General features: G+C 40.7%; 22 protein-coding genes. 4 read left to right on the top strand and 18 right to left on the bottom strand.

Features of this window, described 5'->3' with window-relative positions:
* The 3 genes from OGY71_RS11915 to OGY71_RS11905 form a co-directional block, all read right to left on the bottom strand.
* The gene (locus OGY71_RS11915; RefSeq protein ID WP_032934433.1) at positions 1–243 is read right to left on the bottom strand and encodes a hypothetical protein; all 243 of its coding nucleotides are present in this window, start codon (positions 241–243) and stop codon (positions 1–3) included.
* 581 nt (positions 244–824) lie between these two features.
* Positions 825–1571, bottom strand: coding sequence for a MipA/OmpV family protein (locus tag OGY71_RS11910; RefSeq protein WP_063941476.1), 747 nt, complete (start codon positions 1569–1571; stop codon positions 825–827).
* A 592-nt stretch (positions 1572–2163) separates the two neighbouring features.
* A complete protein-coding gene (locus OGY71_RS11905) occupies positions 2164–2892 on the bottom strand; it encodes a class I SAM-dependent methyltransferase (RefSeq protein WP_284884774.1) in 729 nt (242 codons plus the stop codon).
* A 46-nt stretch (positions 2893–2938) separates the two neighbouring features.
* Between OGY71_RS11905 and OGY71_RS11900 the strand changes: the two genes are divergently transcribed.
* Positions 2939–3145: a hypothetical protein gene (locus OGY71_RS11900; protein ID WP_200110362.1), complete on the top strand. Its 207-nt coding sequence runs from the start codon at positions 2939–2941 to the stop codon at positions 3143–3145.
* Positions 3146–3168: 23 nt separating this feature from the next.
* Here OGY71_RS11900 and OGY71_RS11895 read toward each other — a convergent pair whose 3' ends face one another.
* From OGY71_RS11895 to OGY71_RS11865, 7 genes are read right to left on the bottom strand one after another with little or no spacing between them, the layout of a single operon-like run.
* Positions 3169–3420 (bottom strand): hypothetical protein, encoded by a 252-nt coding sequence (locus OGY71_RS11895; protein WP_284884773.1) that lies wholly within the window; start codon positions 3418–3420, stop codon positions 3169–3171.
* Positions 3421–3432: 12 nt separating this feature from the next.
* On the bottom strand, positions 3433–4092 hold the full coding sequence (locus OGY71_RS11890; RefSeq protein WP_284884771.1) for a hypothetical protein: 660 nt from the start codon (positions 4090–4092) through the stop codon (positions 3433–3435).
* Complete coding sequence (locus OGY71_RS11885) at positions 4092–4355, bottom strand: hypothetical protein (protein WP_284884770.1); 264 nt, start codon at positions 4353–4355, stop codon at positions 4092–4094. The genes OGY71_RS11890 and OGY71_RS11885 overlap by 1 nt, the downstream gene beginning before the upstream one ends.
* Entirely contained in the window at positions 4355–4648 is a 294-nt protein-coding gene (locus OGY71_RS11880; protein ID WP_286613363.1) for a hypothetical protein, read from the bottom strand. The genes OGY71_RS11885 and OGY71_RS11880 overlap by 1 nt, the downstream gene beginning before the upstream one ends.
* Positions 4645–4971: a hypothetical protein gene (locus OGY71_RS11875; protein ID WP_051129202.1), complete on the bottom strand. Its 327-nt coding sequence runs from the start codon at positions 4969–4971 to the stop codon at positions 4645–4647. The genes OGY71_RS11880 and OGY71_RS11875 overlap by 4 nt, the downstream gene beginning before the upstream one ends.
* Complete coding sequence (locus OGY71_RS11870) at positions 4971–5531, bottom strand: hypothetical protein (protein ID WP_052959889.1); 561 nt, start codon at positions 5529–5531, stop codon at positions 4971–4973. Before OGY71_RS11870 ends, OGY71_RS11875 begins: the two co-directional genes overlap by 1 nt.
* Positions 5513–5947, bottom strand: coding sequence for a GIY-YIG nuclease family protein (locus OGY71_RS11865; RefSeq protein ID WP_052959887.1), 435 nt, complete (start codon positions 5945–5947; stop codon positions 5513–5515). The genes OGY71_RS11870 and OGY71_RS11865 overlap by 19 nt, the downstream gene beginning before the upstream one ends.
* Before the next feature lie 41 nt (positions 5948–5988).
* On the opposite strand from OGY71_RS11865, the gene OGY71_RS11860 reads away from it, so the two are divergent.
* Positions 5989–6441, top strand: coding sequence for a glycoside hydrolase family protein (locus OGY71_RS11860; protein WP_286613360.1), 453 nt, complete (start codon positions 5989–5991; stop codon positions 6439–6441).
* 29 nt (positions 6442–6470) lie between these two features.
* On the opposite strand, the gene OGY71_RS11855 is transcribed toward OGY71_RS11860, so the two are convergent.
* The 7 genes from OGY71_RS11855 to OGY71_RS11825 form a co-directional block, all read right to left on the bottom strand.
* Entirely contained in the window at positions 6471–7010 is a 540-nt protein-coding gene (locus OGY71_RS11855; protein WP_286613358.1) for a phage tail tip fiber protein, read from the bottom strand.
* Positions 7011–7196: 186 nt separating this feature from the next.
* On the bottom strand, positions 7197–7592 hold the full coding sequence (locus OGY71_RS11850) for a hypothetical protein (protein ID WP_286613356.1): 396 nt from the start codon (positions 7590–7592) through the stop codon (positions 7197–7199).
* Entirely contained in the window at positions 7585–7836 is a 252-nt protein-coding gene (locus OGY71_RS11845) for a hypothetical protein (RefSeq protein ID WP_284884750.1), read from the bottom strand. Before OGY71_RS11845 ends, OGY71_RS11850 begins: the two co-directional genes overlap by 8 nt.
* Positions 7837–8576: 740 nt before the next feature.
* A complete protein-coding gene (locus tag OGY71_RS11840; RefSeq protein ID WP_284884749.1) occupies positions 8577–9044 on the bottom strand; it encodes a hypothetical protein in 468 nt (155 codons plus the stop codon).
* Between the two features lie 79 nt (positions 9045–9123).
* A complete protein-coding gene (locus tag OGY71_RS11835; protein WP_284884748.1) occupies positions 9124–9627 on the bottom strand; it encodes an AP2/ERF family transcription factor in 504 nt (167 codons plus the stop codon).
* A 671-nt stretch (positions 9628–10298) separates the two neighbouring features.
* Positions 10299–10616, bottom strand: coding sequence for a hypothetical protein (locus OGY71_RS11830; protein WP_286613353.1), 318 nt, complete (start codon positions 10614–10616; stop codon positions 10299–10301).
* 186 nt (positions 10617–10802) lie between these two features.
* Positions 10803–12770, bottom strand: a complete 1968-nt coding sequence (locus OGY71_RS11825) for a recombinase family protein (protein WP_284884746.1) — start codon at positions 12768–12770, stop codon at positions 10803–10805.
* A gap of 78 nt (positions 12771–12848) precedes the next feature.
* On the opposite strand from OGY71_RS11825, the gene yeaG reads away from it, so the two are divergent.
* Both yeaG and OGY71_RS11815 read left to right on the top strand, forming a co-directional pair.
* Positions 12849–14783, top strand: coding sequence for a protein kinase YeaG (gene yeaG, locus OGY71_RS11820; RefSeq protein ID WP_003030707.1), 1935 nt, complete (start codon positions 12849–12851; stop codon positions 14781–14783).
* A gap of 120 nt (positions 14784–14903) precedes the next feature.
* Positions 14904–16187: a YeaH/YhbH family protein gene (locus OGY71_RS11815; RefSeq protein WP_003832459.1), complete on the top strand. Its 1284-nt coding sequence runs from the start codon at positions 14904–14906 to the stop codon at positions 16185–16187.
* Between the two features lie 94 nt (positions 16188–16281).
* Here the strand turns inward: OGY71_RS11815 and OGY71_RS11810 are convergent, their stop codons facing one another.
* On the bottom strand, positions 16282–17052 hold the full coding sequence (locus tag OGY71_RS11810) for a class I SAM-dependent methyltransferase (protein ID WP_286613351.1): 771 nt from the start codon (positions 17050–17052) through the stop codon (positions 16282–16284).
* Positions 17053–17200 lie beyond the last annotated feature (148 nt).

The following is a 17200-nucleotide window of genomic DNA, read 5'->3' as shown; positions in this document are numbered from 1 at the left end:
TTAATACTTATCGTGTTTGTGGTGATGGCTGGAATTAGTATCATTTGTGCCATACACGTTTTGCGCGTTTTCCATAGCCTGTTTTTCAGCGGCAGCATTGATTGTCGCCTGACGGTTTTGCTCCGCAACATAACAGGCATCACGGCTCACACCCTTACTTTCGCAAGCATTCATGCGTGAAGCCTCGGTGGAACAACCAGCCAGAATCCCGCCCATCACAGCTATCATGATTAACTTTTTCATTATATATACCAGGTTTATTCTCAAAAAATCCACATGGCGTATTATATTTAATGCCATGAAGAGTTGCTGTCGCTACTTTAAAGTTTACTTAATATCTGCAATGGAATATTTAATGTCAATTTTAATTTTTTCAGATAAACACCTAAAGATGTAAAATTAAAATCAATCGATTAATTTTTGTTTTTTTCACATGAAAGCTAACTTTCGCCATGAGATAAACATGCTAAAAGAGTTATCAATAATTTTCATTGCGCTTAACAATAAGAAAATTACGCTTACCTCGATCGTAAATTTTAGTATTATCAACGCATTGAATAGCTACAAACCATTACTTCATGACAATGATTTGCTAAACCATCACGACTTTATTTCGTTCAAAAATGAATAGATAACAGGCTAATAAAATAGCAAGTATATTTTTAGTAACAGCGACAGGAATAATACGTTAAAAATTCGTTGTAGCCTGACAGAATGCCAAAACAGCACAAAAAATCAAATTTCATGTTTTAGATCAATATTCATCTCCGTCAAGCACAAAAAAGCCCGCACTGATGCGGGCTAGTGTTTGACGCGCATTAGTATCAGAACTTGTAGGTTACACCCACCGAGAAGATGCCAGACCAGGACTTATCGACCATCGGGCTGTCTTTCACTTCATCACTCAAACGCACATAACGGCCAGTGCCGTATACGTTCCAGTTGCCAAGGAAGTTATAGCTCGCGGTCAACTCCAGGTACGGATCCCATCCATCGTCAGCGTTGTAGCTTTTCAGACCACTGCGGCGAGACTCGTGATTGGACACGCCATAATAATAGTCGTTGTAGTTTTCGCTGCTGTACTGCACACCGATACCCGGCGTCAGAGTCAGCCCACCATTAGTGTAACGGTAGAGCCAGGCCAGATCCCAGATAAAGCCGTTGCTGTTATCCAGAGTATCACCCGCCAGTGCAGTACGCAGGAAACCATACTGGGTGTTATGTACATACGAGAGACCAGCCATCATGCTGCTTTTACGCTTGTCGAGTTGGCGCAAAGCATGGCTATCGCTATCACCTGGCTTGAAATGCGTCGGATCATAGTACGCCATGATGGAAAGCTTATCTGTCGTGTCATTCCACAAATAGTAACCGCCACCCAAGCCGTGGAACCACACATTATCGCCTTCATAGGTGACAACCGGAACAGGGTAAACATCGCGGTCATACTGTTTGTATGGGCTGTTAATCACGCCGACACCCGCGCCAACAGTCCACTGGCTTTCAGCCTGTGCGGTGCTAACTGCGGTTGCGGCAAGGACGCTAAGTGCCAGAAGTTTGAGTTTGGTCACAATCCATAATTCCTTATTCAAATGTGTAGCGGTCAAAGTGTAACCGCCAATACGCTTCAGCCCAACTATTTTACGTATTCGCCCCAGAATGTAACCCCCTAATTTCTCAGCGAGTGATGACATTTTGCTTGCAGGACGATGAACACCGCATGAATCCCGCTCCAATTCTTTACATAAGATGTGCTTTTTTTGCTGATGAGTTATTGATATGCCATTGAAATTCATTTGCGCACACAGGCAAGTTTTGCAAATGCCATCTACGCTTAATTTTAGAAGGTGTATCACCGAATACGTTGATCTCCTGACCACTAAAATGGCATGAGAGTTGCTTATTTCCTCAGCAGCGACGTCGTTCAGTTTACCTCTTCAGGGGCCTCTACTATTCATATGAACGGCTCTTAACATGTGCTAAAAAACGAAAGGACGCATAAAATCATCAATGGGAACATTCAAAATAAATTCTATGTGATTGTTTTATTTACATAAAATTTTTTGCTCCCTAAGCTCAAAACTGCTTCTATCATCATCCAGCAGACGCTGGAGCGATACTTCCCCCGGCCCAAAAGAGAACTTATATTGGGTTCATAGTTCACTAAAGATTAGTACCGTCATAGTCCACTAACACCGATTCACATGTTACCTTCGTACCGTTCCATTGGTCGCGATAGATTGATGTATCGATGCCCACCCCAGGATGTAAGATTAGCCCCGTATCCTTTTCAAATTTGAGGTACTTGGTTGACTGTATCGAGCGGTCATAGTACGTATGGCCTGAATATTTAAAACCCGCACTACCCTGTGGAACAATCCACGCCCCATAGCTGGAATACTCCCTTGCCCTATCAATTATCTTGTACTCAAATTCACTACCCGTATAACGGCCTGTATACGCTTCGGATGTTTTAATCTTACCAAATGGGGGATTACCATAAGCAACACGGTAGAAACGGTCTGGTGTGTATTGGAGAGCATCACCTGTAATCCATTCGGCTTGTGGTAGTACGCGTTTACCAATAAGTACGTACTCTGGATTTAGTTCTACACACGTAATATGTGAAGGTTTATTACGCATGAATTGGTAGTAACTGAGTCGCCCGATACCCGCACATAGTTCTATACAGTCATCACTACAGCCAGCATCTAGTATGAAGTCCCATGCAAGGAATTCAGGTGTAAAGAAAGCACCAGTAGCACCAATACCATCACCCCTATAGTTATTGAAGATAAACTCTTTATCATCTTCTGTTAGTGCTCTATCTGAATGTACCAACTCCATTACTTTTAAATGAAGTTGTGATTCCTTTTTAGTTACTCTTGCCATAAAATACCCTTGTACAGTTGTTGTACGGGTATTTAGGAAATAAAACATGATTAGCAATGAAGATTTCGTTAAGAAATATCCATATAGTGAGTTCACATATAATTTGATTAGTAGTCGTGCTAAGGGTTCAATGGGACAAACGGATATTGATGAATATGAAATAGTTAATAAAAATACAGGCAATAGTTTTAAAGCTACTCGCACAAATCACACTGATTTAAAAACCTTTAAAACTAAAATATATTGGGAATAATAAAAAAAGCCCCATGTGGGGCTTTATCTAGATTTTAACATTCCTTTGATTTCGGAAACGTCACTTTTAATGTCTGAAAGTTCCCGTACTAAATCATACAATTCATCAATATCTGCTTCATTGCTTTCTGTTTTAGTCTCTAATACTGCTAATTTACTTTCAATATCACTTATACGCCTTTCAGCTTCTAAGATCTCTTGTTTTCGTCTATAGAGTAGACGACCCATAAATGTAAAAAAGGCCATTAATAGACCCCCTATCGCGATGTAGTCCATTACTTGTTTCCTTTAATATGAGTCATAAACGTCGGTGTTAATGTAATAACACGTTCGATTAATAACCCCTTCATTTTCATTTGCGTACATTCCATCTTCTACTTGAGTGGATGCCCGTTCTAAGTTTGTTCCATTAGCATTAAAACTACTTGAATAGTAGTATGAACTACCATCTTCATAAATTAATGCCCATTGGCTGGCGGCTGGCATCACGGCTACACCATGCCCCATGTTATAAAGTGTCTCCGTTAATGGGAGATACGCCGATTTTATTTGTAATGGTAACATTTGATCATTCCATGTAGGTTGACCATTTGCCCCATATATTTGAACACCCCAACCGCTAATCGCTGTTACCTGATTAGCAAAAACATATACAGTAAAGTTAGTTGCCGTTGGTGCGGCATAACCACCCGTACCAGCACTTAGAATATCGTACTGCCAATATCCACCAAGTTTTACCATTTGCCCATTAAATGTCTGATTGCCACTTGTCCATTTAGTGAAAATGACACACGTTAGATAATCGGGAACCCATGTATTAATATATGTATTGAGTTGTCCCGATGTAGGCAATGAGAAGTTAAAACGATTTACAAGGCATAATGGCGGGGCATCTGGTGTTACCCATTGCTTACCATTACTATCTGTTAGAATTGCTCCATATGCCATTACACACCCCTTATGGTTACGATGATTGGTCTTAGTGTGGTGGCGTTGGTGTAGTTCACTGTCCATCCTGAGACACTGGCAGTACTTTGTGCCGATTGACCATTAATTAAAATACCAGTAGCACATACTTCTAAAGCCCATCCAGTTAAGGGGGGATATGATTTAGATCCTGAACCCGATGTGATTACATCAATAACATTAGTTGGATTAATGACGGCATTCACTAATACACCTTTACGCCATACCTGAATACCATAGGCCATTACACACCCCCTAACATAATTTGTAGAATAGTTAGTAATTCCCCTAATGGGACTTGAATAACCACAATACCAAAGGCATCCAGTAGCGGTACTATTAACCAGTTATAAGCAACAATGGCAGTAATTACAAAACCAAGAGCATTACGCCAATGAATTGTAGTTTTTTCAATTTCAATTTTATTAGTTTCAATTTGCCCTTCGGCATTCGACACCTTTACTTCTTTTTCAATTACTTTAGTTTTAGTAAAGTAACTCATACCCAATTCAATTATTTTTGTGATTAGTCCTATCATTCTTTTATTCCTACGATTGATAACCAAACGAAAGTACCTTTTACAAAAACCCTTTCATGACTGAGTACAACAACATCTAATACCAAATCGCGTAATTGCCACTCTACTACATCACCTTCTTTTAGATCCTGGGGTTTTTCAAATGCTATATTCATTATGTACTGTACTTGATCATTAGATTCATGACTTTTTAGTACCTTCTTTAGTTTCTTATTTCCCATAAACCCACGATCATAAGGTAATGAATTCATCAATGGTGTTACATTATCTACTAAGATATATGGCGTTTGTTCTTCATAGTGTTTTTGCATTATCTCTATCATTACTTGTTCCTTGTACTGAATTCCCCACGTAAACCATTAATCACAATATTTATTTTCTTATCGGCATTTGCGTACCAATCAAAGATAATCTTACGTTCTTTTGGCTTTTTGACCGCTATTACGCGATCATCTTTTTTACGTGTATCAATAATTCGTTTAGTTCCTTTTTGTTCTATTACTTTATATTTACCAGATTTAAGATTACTCTTTAATCCAGTAATGTTACCTTGTTTAGTTAATCGAGCATTACTAGTAGGAATGAACTTATCAATGTTGTCTCGCTCTACTAATGAACCGTATAGATATTGTGCCTGTATATCCTTAACCATAATCGTTACGGTAACGCCCGTAGGACGCTTAGAGAAGAATGTTAACATTGCGTTACCAGTGAACGGTACTACACCCCCTGCTGCGGCCTGATTGATTCCCGTTTGAAGTTCACGTGATACCTTACGTAGATCATTGATTAATTCACTACGGAATTCATTATTAACTTCACGTCCACGTTTATTCACATAACCCTGTACTTCTTTTATGCCTTTTACATATTGCCTAGCCATTCTTCTATAGTCCTTATAATTCCTTTTAGTTTTCGTTTCTGTGTGTTGTTGGGAATACGGCATTTTGTCATCATTGCCTTATTCAAAATGTTTTCATCAAGTGAGTGTGTGAGGATTAGAAAGGATTCTACATAGTTTGCTTCTGTCATTGTCTCAAAGCCCCATAGGATAGTACGGGTATAGTTCAAGCCTGAGTCGATCATACTCTGTACTTTCTTAGAACTTGTCTTGTAGTCTCGCCATCCGTTTTCTTTTTCTGCCCCTGTTAATTTGGTACAGTCCTTTACCCCTTTCCATATTTGTTTTACGCCGATGTAATAGCCATCTTCAAATTGAAACAAATAAACAAAACCAACTGAACTACCATCTAATAATTCATCCTCCGACCAATCCGGTGAATACTGCCAATCATTCATAAATACCTCATATATTATTATTTTTATAAAGGTATTTAGCAATGGACTTAAAAGATCGATTAATTAACTATGAAGGTACGAAAGAGTACCAAGCAACACGTGGATATTTTAAACAAGGTAAATTCTGGATGTATAAAGATACTGAAGGATACGACACGATAGGCTACGGGCATTTAGTACAAAACCATGAACGTGAAAAATTCAAATCAGGTATTACCCCAATGGATGCCGATTTATTATTGGCATGGGATATTGACCGTACTATGAAAGATGTAAAAACACTTGGTCTTACACTCCCGAAAGATTGGGAAGATTTCATGATCATTATGGTGTTTCAATTAGGTTTAGCAGGTACTAAGAAATTCAAAAAGATGATTGCCGCCCTAAAAGTACAGGACTATAAGGAAGCAATTAAACAGGCTAAAGATTCTCTATGGTATCGTCAGACACCAAATCGTTTAAATGATATAGTAAAACAATTAGTTAACAAATAAGAAAGGGGCATTATGCCCCTTAATTGTTTTTATAGTTGCCCTAGACGTACACGTAGTGTACCCCATTGATCATAAACGCTTATACCCTGTGGTGATAGCGTCATACGCCCATCTGCTGCCGTACCATTCAAGTACATACCACCATCTTTACCCAAATACCATCCAGTACTATTCCATACATAGTTATTACTATAGATTTCATTGCCTATCTTCAAGTTAGTAACTGAACCATTTTGAATCTTAGCATTGTTAATAGAACCATCTGCTATATTAGCAGTTTGAATAGTTGCGTTTGCTATCTGAGCACCGTTAATACTGGCATTCTGAATCATTGCCGATTTCATATAAGTAGTGCCCGTACTGGCATCTACTACGAAAGGATAGTTACGTGTAGTTTCACTTGCCCCACTAGAACTAATCAAGCTAAAGCGATCCGCTATAACTGTGAATACTGATTCAGTACCGGAGTTACCAAGAGCAATACCTGAGATATACCCGTTTACGTTTGCGGATATCTGCCACCCTTTATAATCTACGTTATCGATAATCTCTTGTTTAATAGTATTCATCTTAGCCGAATCTAATACACTGACCTGCTCCCCGTTGATTAATATACCGCGATGTTAGTAATGTCTTCATAAGCCACATGAGGACATCCCCATGAAGAAGCGTTTTTCCGTCGAACAGATCATCAGTCCCCTCAGCGTAGCTGAAGCCGGGGTTTCTGCCCGTAAGCTCTGCCGCAAGTACGCATTTTAGAGTACACCACTGTTCCAATACTGTTCTAATAGATGAACATTAGGTAGACCATCCATAGCATGTACACCATCTGTATGATGTATTGATAGTTTCAATGAACCATTGATTAGTGCTCTAAAGTTGTTGGGGTTGTTGTTGATTACTTTGATTTCCATAATGGTTACTCCATTGATAATTATATTTGACATGTATATAAGTTCTTCCAAATCATCCCGTACTAGAGATTGTTGGAAGCACTCTTCTTCTGATAAGTTTAGAAAGTATTCGGGCGTACCTTCAATATTTTCTGTATTTACTGTTATACCTTTTTTATTCACGGCGTATCTAAGTTGGCGTACTTTGTCGTAAAATAGTATTCCTCTTGTATGGTGATAGGTCGTTAGTTTATTCATTTGATAATCCTTTATAAAACGCCTGTGTAGCTCTTATAGCGTATTTACGGTTTAGATGGGGGGTTGATGGCCTTTTGCCGTTGGTCGTCTTGTAGTGGCGTATGTAGTCCTGTATGGCTTCCTTTAGAGCTTCCCCTACAGGTGGTGTATCACTGAGTGGTGATTTCTTAGGTGTAGTGTAAAGGCCATTTGATTTCATCCCCTGCCCTTTATGTGCCTTGCGTATTTGTTGCCATGTACTCATATGTCATTATCTCCTTTGTGGTAAGTAGTTCTTTATACGGTCGTATACTTGCTTGTGGTGGTCGGTCATGGTTTGTACTCCTTCGGTACTGGTTCGATTAATGGCAACCCGTTCACACTTCGCGGGGCTGCGTGTTCACTGCGTGCCGACTACAAGAGGCTTTGAATAAATCACTTTGATAGTACGTAGGGGAATTACTTTCAATCAGTTGTACTCTAACAGTACTGTGAATCAGTTATATCTTCAGTAGTACATGGGGTTCCATAGCGGAGCAAGGAAAGAAGTCACGCCGCGTTCTTTCGAGTACTAACGAGAAAAACGCAAGTTACCAATCTTCCATTTTGAGTTTTATAGAGACTAATGAGCAAAGCGAAATTAGGCTCTCTGAGACTGAAATAGAAGTAAGACATTTATACTGGTTATGTAAATGAGAAAAATAATATTAATATAGGTCGCAAGATGGGACACGCCACCAATAACTCATTGATATTACTGTGTTTTACATACCTAAACATGCGATAAAACACCCCATCTTGCGATACTTTTACTCATCTTGAGAACCCAAGGTATCGCAAGATGGGGTATAAAATATCTCAAGATAGCATTATAAGTCATTGATATTACTGTTGCTTTACCATCTTTAGATACTATTACGATAATCCTTGTGTATCTTGCGATACATCTTGCGATACTTTTTCCTCTCAATATATCGCATGTTGCGATACTTGTTTCTCGCAAGATCATTCCATATATCCTTGCATCTTCTTCATAATATTTTCAATCGATGCACCATTATTAAACATCGTATCAATCTCGTGTTTCTGTACTGGAGTCATATAGTGTTTGCCGTCTTCTACCTTCTTGAATAACTTCACACCGCTATTGATTGCCTTTGGTAACTCGTCTGCAAGCTTGTTAAGAATGGTAACGTACTTACGAGCCGTATCATCACTTGGTGGATTCTTATCTTTTTCATGTAAACCCCAATATCTTTGGAGATGATATAAAACCTTACTGCGTTCAATTACAGTACAGTGATAAAGCATATAATATACTTTCTTCACTGGATAACGGTTCTTACCTGAACTACTCGCTATTACATCGTTAATGATGTTCTTTGCGTCTTGTGTGAGATCACTGTACTTTGAAAAATTCCCAGCGACGGCTAAAAATTCCGAGTTATCTTTTTGTTGTTTTTTTCCTGCCATGTTAATTCCTAATAAATAGATATGTTATGTTGATTAATTCCAATGGGGTAAGTATTTCGAGTACTTACCCCATTTTTTATTACTTAGATAAACTTAGTAGTACTGCACTTAGTTCTGGATATTGTGAGTACTGTACTGATAGATCATAAAGTCTTTTCTTACGTGCTACTTCATATGCTGCCGTAGCTTCATCAGATGTATCATAAGTGCCAAATGATTTATATTCACCATCCCATGTTGCTTGTGCTTGATAACGTCCATTACTCTGTACTCGTACGCCTTTACCTACACTTCCATAGTCACCTTTGAACATCTGGTTAACTCTACCAGGCATCAATATACAGTTATCAGCACTGTACACCCTTCCTCCTTTTATATCCTTGTCTAAGTGGCTTTTACTGCCCGTATAATTCTCTACAAACCAAAAGTAGAAATTGCTAAAGGTATACCATTCATTACTGATAGTAACTGTACTGTAATTCTTATTATTTCGTACTCTTGAGTGCATATCATTCCACTTGGTATAAGCTTCTTTATATAGTGGTAGGTTAGTTTGTCCTTTTAGGTTGTTGATTTTTTCCATTGTTATATCGTCCATGAAAATAAGTACTAACATTCCTTGTAGTACTTTGATGTGTGTACTTTGTGCTAAAGTGAAGTACTAAACCTATTGCTTTACTTTATTTTCCAAGTACTCCGTACTGGTTAATTAAGTAAATTAGTGCACCGCTTTGTGTTTTTGCTTTTCCATCATCTACTATCTTCTGTAGTACTTCTAATTGGAATTCACTTACACGTACGTTGATCTGTTTGTCTTTCTTTTGATTCATGCTATACATTTTCCTCTTTTTTAAATCCAAAGAATCGCCCCAATGTCACAAGGGGCTTTTCTATGGAGATATATGTTTTTCTATATGTTTATTTATCACTGGGGATTTAAAACATGGGGCAAATGGAGATAGGAATTATCCTAGAAACGAATGTTTTTAATGCCCGATATATCTATTATATTCCAGAAACAGTGTTTTACCCCAAAAATCTTATTCTTTTTTTGCAATCTACTCCTTTCTAACAATATTTATTATTTCAGCTATCAAACACAGTCCTAACCATACTAAAAAGCCCAAAAAGAGCCATTCAATAAAGCCAGTAACCATTATAAAAAAGCCGATTAGCAGTACTGAAAGTGTTGTGAGTAGATTGTACATTATATTCTCCTAAATAGTGTTCTTAGGAGTATTTAGTAATTACTTACTATTTTAGGGCTAAAACACATTGTATAAAGTTCATATACTCTGTGGGTAATACTTCATTGCCAGTATATAAAAATAGTTCATTTTTATTTGTATGGAAATAGAAACTATCATCATGGTGATTGTGTTGTACACGAACTTCATCACATACATATACAGTTTGAATTGCTTTACCAAATTGGGTTACTTGGTTAGTACTATCATTTTCAATTCCATCCTTACAGCTATAAACAATACTACCATTAATCCAAATTTCTTTATCTTGCTCCTCTACTGCTGCATCATTGGTGAAGTACTTTTCAATTTGTGTAATATTCATTGTGTATCCTTTTTGTTAGTTATAGGAAATGAGGCCATATAAGCGAATATGACCTTGCACCTAATTTGCGATAGGGGGATTAATTTTTACATTTGTCATGGCAACAAACCGCCAATTGGAGCATCATATAAAAACGATTCATTCCTGTCAAGAAAAAAATAGCTCGAAGCGTTGTAACAATATCTCTTAGTCACTACTTCGGACCGTGTCTGAGGGATTAAAAATAAAATCATAGTTACGGTTCATCCAACTTGCAACGATCCCATTACCTTCAACCTCTTCAATAAGATCCCGCAATTTTAGATACTCAAAGTTATTTATCGGAATGCCTTCAAATGTATGAAACTTTGGTACTTCATCCCCATTTTTATAACTTAAAGCAAATGAATCAGTTCGGTAAACTCTATTCTCATCATGTTCTTCTATAGAAAACTCAGTTTGCACATCACCACCACCACGTTGATTATTAATCACAATTACATGTGCAAGAACGTTTGTATAGTATTCAAGACTAACAAAAATAGACTTAGAAATTACCCTATATTTAACTGATTTTAGTACTAACCTAAGTTCTTTACGTACCTTAGCACGCAATTCTACATTCATAGGATCAAGTACTTCCTCAATGTTAAAATCGAGTTTCGGTATTTCTTTTATATCTTGGGATTTAATGATCTCTTTGTCTAATTCTTCAATCCTATCCTGTATCTCTGTTAAACCTTCACTCAAATGAATCCCAGCCAGTTTACCCTCAGATTTACGTTTCTTTATTTTATCAATATATTTCTGTTCTTCCTTCCGTAATGTTGCTAGTTCTTCCCTGATACCATCAATTATTGATCCTCTATCTAACACCCCTTCAGACATTAGCTTGTTAAAATCTATATTTTTTACTAACTGGAGTATGTTCTTTTCTACTCTTAAGTATTGAATTGATTTTGAATCACAGATCTTTTTTTCTTCCCTGTTTCTACAGATTATATACTTTACTCTTACATGGTTATAGTGAATTGCGATATTCCCCCCACAACAACCACACTTGAGAATTTTAGGAAATAAGTTAGTAATATAATCATCTTGAGCAATAGTTATATCTTTTCGAATACGGTTAGCAACACCATTTTGTGAAAGTTTCTGATTTACTCGCTCAAATGTTAGATTATCGATAATTTTTTGTTTAACTACTCCTTTATCTCTTAATACTCTCAATACATTAACAGTGCTCCATCCTTTTGATAGGTGTTTAACGATGGCACCAGTTCCAATACCACTTTCATAGAGTCTAAAAATCTCTTGTACTACTGCTGGTTCAAGTAACAGATCATCTGCTGGTTTTCTTTTTTCCAGCATAACGCGGTCCATCATCCTATTGGCTGTAATGAATAAATCTTCATCAATGACTTTTGGGTATGCATTGTGAACAACCTCACCGTTGTACCGTACATGTTCCCCCAGCAAGCGACGATCCCGTATCCATCGAGAAACCGTGACCATTTGAAGCGTTGGATCTCCAATTTTTTTGATTATTTCACCAGTACTAAGACCATGTTTGTACCATTCAAAACAGTGTCTTATCAGATTTACCTTTTCTTCAATGCGTTGATACTTGTTATCGACGTTCTTCAACCATATTGGCATCTTGTTAGAAATCACCGTACCATTCTTGACCGCTTCCATGATTTTTCTGTCCCATGCAGCTTTAGCACGTACAGACTTCATAAGCGACTCATTGTGAGAACGCATCTGTATCAATTCCATTATCAGTTTTGAATGCGGATCATCTTTCCGTAACACTGTACTGGCAGAAATATCGTGAACCTCGATCCCACTATTCACGATGAACCTGATGGTGTCCTCTGCCCAACTGGAACGGCGACTAATGCGGTCAAGCGACATCACAATGAGTGCGTCACCTTCGCCGTACTTGCGGTTTTGTACATCTTGCAAAAATATCCCAAGTTGTGACTCCGATGATATATTGGAGTTTTTGAACGCACTAACCCCCCTATCCTGAATGAATATTCTTTCATTATTGAATTTATCAGCATTTCTATCTAAATAACCTTCCAATGCTGAACGTTGGTCATCCAGACCACCTCCCCCTTCGATTTGCTGAATGGACGATACTCGCTCATAACATATAGGACGGAGCATAATTTTTATCCCGTTGAAGAACTACGCTAAAAGTATTAAATCAAAATGTTCCCATAGTATACGAAAGGACGGCATACCATGAATATATTCGATCACTATCGCCAGCGTTATGAAGCTGCCAAGGACGAAGAGTTCACGCTGCAGGAGTTTCTTACCACTTGTCGGCAAGATCGCAGTGCTTATGCCAACGCGGCAGAGCGGCTATTAATGGCTATTGGTGAGCCTGTCATGGTCGACACTGCCCACGAACCTCGACTTTCTCGACTCTTTTCGAATCGGGTAATTGCACGCTATCCCGCCTTTGAAGAGTTTTACGGCATGGAAGACGCCATTGAGCAAATTGTTTCTTATTTGAAACATGCGGCTCAGGGTCTGGAAGAGAAGAAGCAGATTCTGTATCTGCTGGGGCCTGTGGGAGGGGGGAAATCATCTCTTGCTGAGCGGCTGAAGTCGCTGATGCAGAGAGTACCAATTTATGTCCTGAGTGCCAATGGCGAACGTAGCCCGGTCAACGATCATCCGTTATGCCTGTTTAATCCGCAGGAGGACGCGCAGATCCTGGAAAAAGAGTATGGGATCCCGCGTCGCTATCTCGGTACGATCATGTCGCCCTGGGCTGCGAAACGTCTGCACGATTTTGGCGGGGACATTACAAAATTCCGCGTCGTCAAAGTCTGGCCGTCTATTCTGGAGCAGATCGCTATCGCCAAAACGGAGCCTGGTGATGAAAACAACCAGGATATTTCTGCGCTGGTCGGGAAAGTGGATATTCGTAAACTCGAACACCACGCCCAGAACGATCCTGATGCCTACGGTTATTCGGGGGCACTATGCCGCTCAAACCAGGGGATTATGGAATTCGTTGAGATGTTTAAAGCACCGATTAAAGTGCTGCATCCTCTGCTGACCGCCACCCAGGAAGGAAACTACAACGGGACAGAAGGTATCTCTGCCCTGCCGTTTAACGGGATTATTCTTGCCCACTCGAACGAGTCCGAATGGGTAACGTTCCGTAATAACAAAAACAATGAGGCGTTCCTTGACCGTGTTTACATCGTCAAAGTGCCTTATTGCCTGCGGATCTCTGAAGAGATCAAAATTTACGAAAAACTGCTTAACCACAGTGAGCTGACCCATGCGCCTTGCGCACCGGGCACGCTGGAAACGCTCTCTCGCTTTACCATTCTTTCTCGCCTGAAAGAACCTGAGAACTCGAGCATTTATTCGAAGATGCGCGTTTACGATGGCGAAAGCCTGAAAGATACCGATCCGAAAGCGAAATCCTATCAGGAGTATCGGGATTACGCCGGGGTTGATGAGGGAATGAACGGTCTGTCCACGCGTTTCGCGTTTAAGATCCTCTCTCGCGTCTTTAACTTTGACCATGCCGAAGTGGCAGCTAACCCGGTACATCTGTTTTACGTACTGGAGCAGCAAATCGAACGTGAACAGTTCCCGCAGGAGCAAGCTGAGCGTTATCTTGAGTTCCTGAAAGGCTATTTGATCCCGAAATATGCTGAATTCATCGGCAAAGAGATCCAGACGGCTTATCTCGAATCCTATTCCGAATACGGACAGAACATTTTCGACCGTTATGTCACTTATGCGGATTTCTGGATTCAGGATCAGGAGTATCGCGACCCGGATACCGGTCAGCTGTTTGACCGCGAGTCGCTGAACTCAGAACTGGAGAAAATTGAGAAGCCGGCGGGTATCAGTAACCCGAAAGATTTCCGTAACGAGATCGTCAACTTTGTTCTGCGTGCCAGAGCGAATAACAGCGGTCGCAATCCAAACTGGACCAGTTACGAAAAACTACGCACGGTTATTGAGAAGAAAATGTTCTCCAATACCGAGGAGTTGCTGCCGGTCATTTCGTTCAATGCTAAAACCTCAACTGACGAGCAGAAAAAACACGACGATTTTGTCGACCGTATGATGGAAAAAGGCTACACGCGTAAACAGGTGCGTTTACTGTGCGAATGGTATTTGCGCGTACGTAAATCGTCTTAACATAAGTGCCCGGTGGCGCATGCCTTACCGGGCTTGCAAAACAATGTTCCGTAGGCCGGATAGCGCCAGCGCCATCCGGCACTTACAGACATGGCGAACAGTTGGCAGTACGGGGGGCTTATGACCTGGTTTATTGACCGGCGTCTTAACGGCAAAAACAAGAGCACGGTAAACCGCCAGCGCTTCTTACGCCGTTATAAATCGCAAATTAAACAGTCGATCTCCGAGGCCATTAACAAGCGTTCGGTGACTGATGTGGATAGCGGCGAATCTGTCTCTATTCCGACTGATGATATTAGCGAACCAATGTTTCATCAGGGACGTGGTGGTCTGCGCCATCGCGTGCATCCGGGTAACGACCATTTTGTGCAGAATGACCGCATTGAACGCCCACAGGGCGGCGGTGGCGGTTCAGGAAGCGGACAAGGCCAGGCCAGCCAGGATGGTGAGGGTCAGGATGAGTTCGTCTTTCAGATCTCTAAAGATGAATATCTCGATCTGTTGTTCGAAGATTTAGCACTTCCTAACCTGAAGCAGAATCAGCAGCGTCAGTTAACGGAGTACAAAACACACCGGGCAGGTTTTACCTCTAACGGTGTGCCTGCCAACATCAGCGTGGTGCGATCCCTGCAAAACTCACTGGCGCGCCGCACGGCGATGACAGCGGGTAAGCGTCGCGAACTGCATGCTCTCGAAGCGGATCTGGAAACCATCGCGAAAAGCGAACCAGCGCAGTTGCTGGAAGAGGAACGGTTACGCAAAGAGATTGCCGAACTACGGGCAAAAATCGAACGCGTGCCATTTATCGACACCTTTGATTTACGCTACAAGAATTATGAAAAACGCCCCGACCCTTCCAGCCAGGCGGTGATGTTCTGCCTGATGGACGTCTCTGGTTCAATGGATCAGTCGACCAAAGATATGGCTAAACGTTTTTATATCCTGCTGTATTTGTTCTTAAGCCGGACCTATAAGAACGTGGAGGTGGTTTATATTCGCCACCATACCCAGGCGAAAGAAGTGGATGAGCACGAGTTCTTCTACTCTCAGGAAACCGGGGGAACCATTGTCTCCAGTGCGCTGAAGTTAATGGATGAAGTGGTGAAAGATCGCTACAACCCTGCCCAATGGAACATCTATGCTGCACAGGCATCGGACGGTGATAACTGGGCTGATGATTCACCGCTATGTCATGAGATTTTGGCGAAAAAACTGCTGCCAGTGGTACGCTATTACAGCTATATCGAAATCACTCGCCGCGCTCACCAAACCTTGTGGCGTGAATACGAACATCTGCAATCAACTTTTGATAACTTTGCGATGCAACATATTCGCGATCAGGATGATATTTACCCGGTATTCCGCGAACTGTTTCATAAACAAAGTACGACCAGCAATAGTTAATCACCTAAACAAATCAGCCAGAGGTTATCTTCTCTGGCTGATTTTTTACGGGTGCTGATTTTTCATCTTATCAATATTCATCCGTTTATCCTTTTTATTTTCCCTTTACAGAGCAGCAGGCAATGTAATTGAGTTGATGACGTTGCGAACGGAAGAAGCGAAACATTTTCAGGAAACGACGACGATTTTCGCTCGTGCGTAAGCCGTTAAACACAATTTTTAGCGCCCCCGTAAGCCCTTCATCACGAACTAATCCGCGCGGCGACATCAGCGACATGTTGCCATTCTGTTGCAGGACCTGTTCGAACCCGCAGTTAAGAAATAAATCACGCCAGCCTTGTCTGGTCATTGGACTAACGTTTGATTTCACCACATCGACAAGCTGGCCCTGATCGCCCGCGCCCAGTTTCTGGGCGGTGAACATAATGTCGTGGGTGAGCAGACGCCCACCGGGCTTCAACACGCGATAATATTCGGCAATTAACTTCGCCTTCGCTTTATCGGCATACATTGTCAGCATGGCTTCGTTAATCACAACATCGAAACTGTTATCCGCAAAAGGAAGAGTGTTGGCGTTAGCAGCCATCACATGAATATGATTTTCCAGACCATTTGCCGCTACGTTATTCCTTGCATTTGACAGTGCGGTTTTATCCATATCAATGGCGTATACGGTACAGCCATAGCGTTGAACTAACTCTATCGCCGTCGTGGCCATGTTGCACGCCACTTCAAGTACCTGGCTGCCGGGCGTCAGCTGTGACTGGCTAAACAACCATTCGGTTGCTTCAACGCCGCCCGGACGCAGACGGGTTTTGCCCAGGCTGGCTAAAAATGTATGACCCGCTTTTTCAGTCGCGCTCATTGGCCTGTCTCCTTTCTATAAGTTGCATTATAAATACAACATTAAGAGTTAAAGGTGAAGCGCGCGAATGATTTTTATTACAAAATGTCCTTGCCCGTAGCGTTAGAGCGGATGTATGCCCTGTGATAGACTGAAGTATCAGACTTAC

The sequence above is a fragment of the Citrobacter sp. Cpo109 genome, from assembly GCF_030332565.1.
GTDB lineage: Bacteria > Pseudomonadota > Gammaproteobacteria > Enterobacterales > Enterobacteriaceae > Citrobacter > Citrobacter portucalensis.
Note: the sequence above shows the minus strand (reverse complement) of the source record. Positions and strands in the feature narration are given on the sequence as shown.

Bases quoted from the DNA above. Each gene is read 5' to 3' on its own strand.
- OGY71_RS11915 (WP_032934433.1), bottom strand. From the start codon at position 243: ATGAAAAAGTTAATCATGATAGCTGTGATGGGCGGGATTCTGGCTGGT.
- OGY71_RS11905 (WP_284884774.1), bottom strand. From the start codon at position 2,892: ATGGCAAGAGTAACTAAAAAGGAATCACAACTTCATTTAAAAGTAATG.
- OGY71_RS11900 (WP_200110362.1), top strand. From the start codon at position 2,939: ATGATTAGCAATGAAGATTTCGTTAAGAAATATCCATATAGTGAGTTC.
- OGY71_RS11895 (WP_284884773.1), bottom strand. From the start codon at position 3,420: ATGGACTACATCGCGATAGGGGGTCTATTAATGGCCTTTTTTACATTT.
- OGY71_RS11890 (WP_284884771.1), bottom strand. From the start codon at position 4,092: ATGGCATATGGAGCAATTCTAACAGATAGTAATGGTAAGCAATGGGTA.
- OGY71_RS11885 (WP_284884770.1), bottom strand. From the start codon at position 4,355: ATGGCCTATGGTATTCAGGTATGGCGTAAAGGTGTATTAGTGAATGCC.
- OGY71_RS11880 (WP_286613363.1), bottom strand. From the start codon at position 4,648: ATGATAGGACTAATCACAAAAATAATTGAATTGGGTATGAGTTACTTT.
- OGY71_RS11875 (WP_051129202.1), bottom strand. From the start codon at position 4,971: ATGATAGAGATAATGCAAAAACACTATGAAGAACAAACGCCATATATC.
- OGY71_RS11870 (WP_052959889.1), bottom strand. From the start codon at position 5,531: ATGGCTAGGCAATATGTAAAAGGCATAAAAGAAGTACAGGGTTATGTG.
- OGY71_RS11865 (WP_052959887.1), bottom strand. From the start codon at position 5,947: ATGAATGATTGGCAGTATTCACCGGATTGGTCGGAGGATGAATTATTA.
- OGY71_RS11860 (WP_286613360.1), top strand. From the start codon at position 5,989: ATGGACTTAAAAGATCGATTAATTAACTATGAAGGTACGAAAGAGTAC.
- OGY71_RS11855 (WP_286613358.1), bottom strand. From the start codon at position 7,010: ATGAATACTATTAAACAAGAGATTATCGATAACGTAGATTATAAAGGG.
- OGY71_RS11850 (WP_286613356.1), bottom strand. From the start codon at position 7,592: ATGAATAAACTAACGACCTATCACCATACAAGAGGAATACTATTTTAC.
- OGY71_RS11845 (WP_284884750.1), bottom strand. From the start codon at position 7,836: ATGAGTACATGGCAACAAATACGCAAGGCACATAAAGGGCAGGGGATG.
- OGY71_RS11840 (WP_284884749.1), bottom strand. From the start codon at position 9,044: ATGGCAGGAAAAAAACAACAAAAAGATAACTCGGAATTTTTAGCCGTC.
- OGY71_RS11835 (WP_284884748.1), bottom strand. From the start codon at position 9,627: ATGGAAAAAATCAACAACCTAAAAGGACAAACTAACCTACCACTATAT.
- OGY71_RS11830 (WP_286613353.1), bottom strand. From the start codon at position 10,616: ATGAATATTACACAAATTGAAAAGTACTTCACCAATGATGCAGCAGTA.
- OGY71_RS11825 (WP_284884746.1), bottom strand. From the start codon at position 12,770: ATGCTCCGTCCTATATGTTATGAGCGAGTATCGTCCATTCAGCAAATC.
- yeaG (WP_003030707.1), top strand. From the start codon at position 12,849: ATGAATATATTCGATCACTATCGCCAGCGTTATGAAGCTGCCAAGGAC.
- OGY71_RS11815 (WP_003832459.1), top strand. From the start codon at position 14,904: ATGACCTGGTTTATTGACCGGCGTCTTAACGGCAAAAACAAGAGCACG.
- OGY71_RS11810 (WP_286613351.1), bottom strand. From the start codon at position 17,052: ATGAGCGCGACTGAAAAAGCGGGTCATACATTTTTAGCCAGCCTGGGC.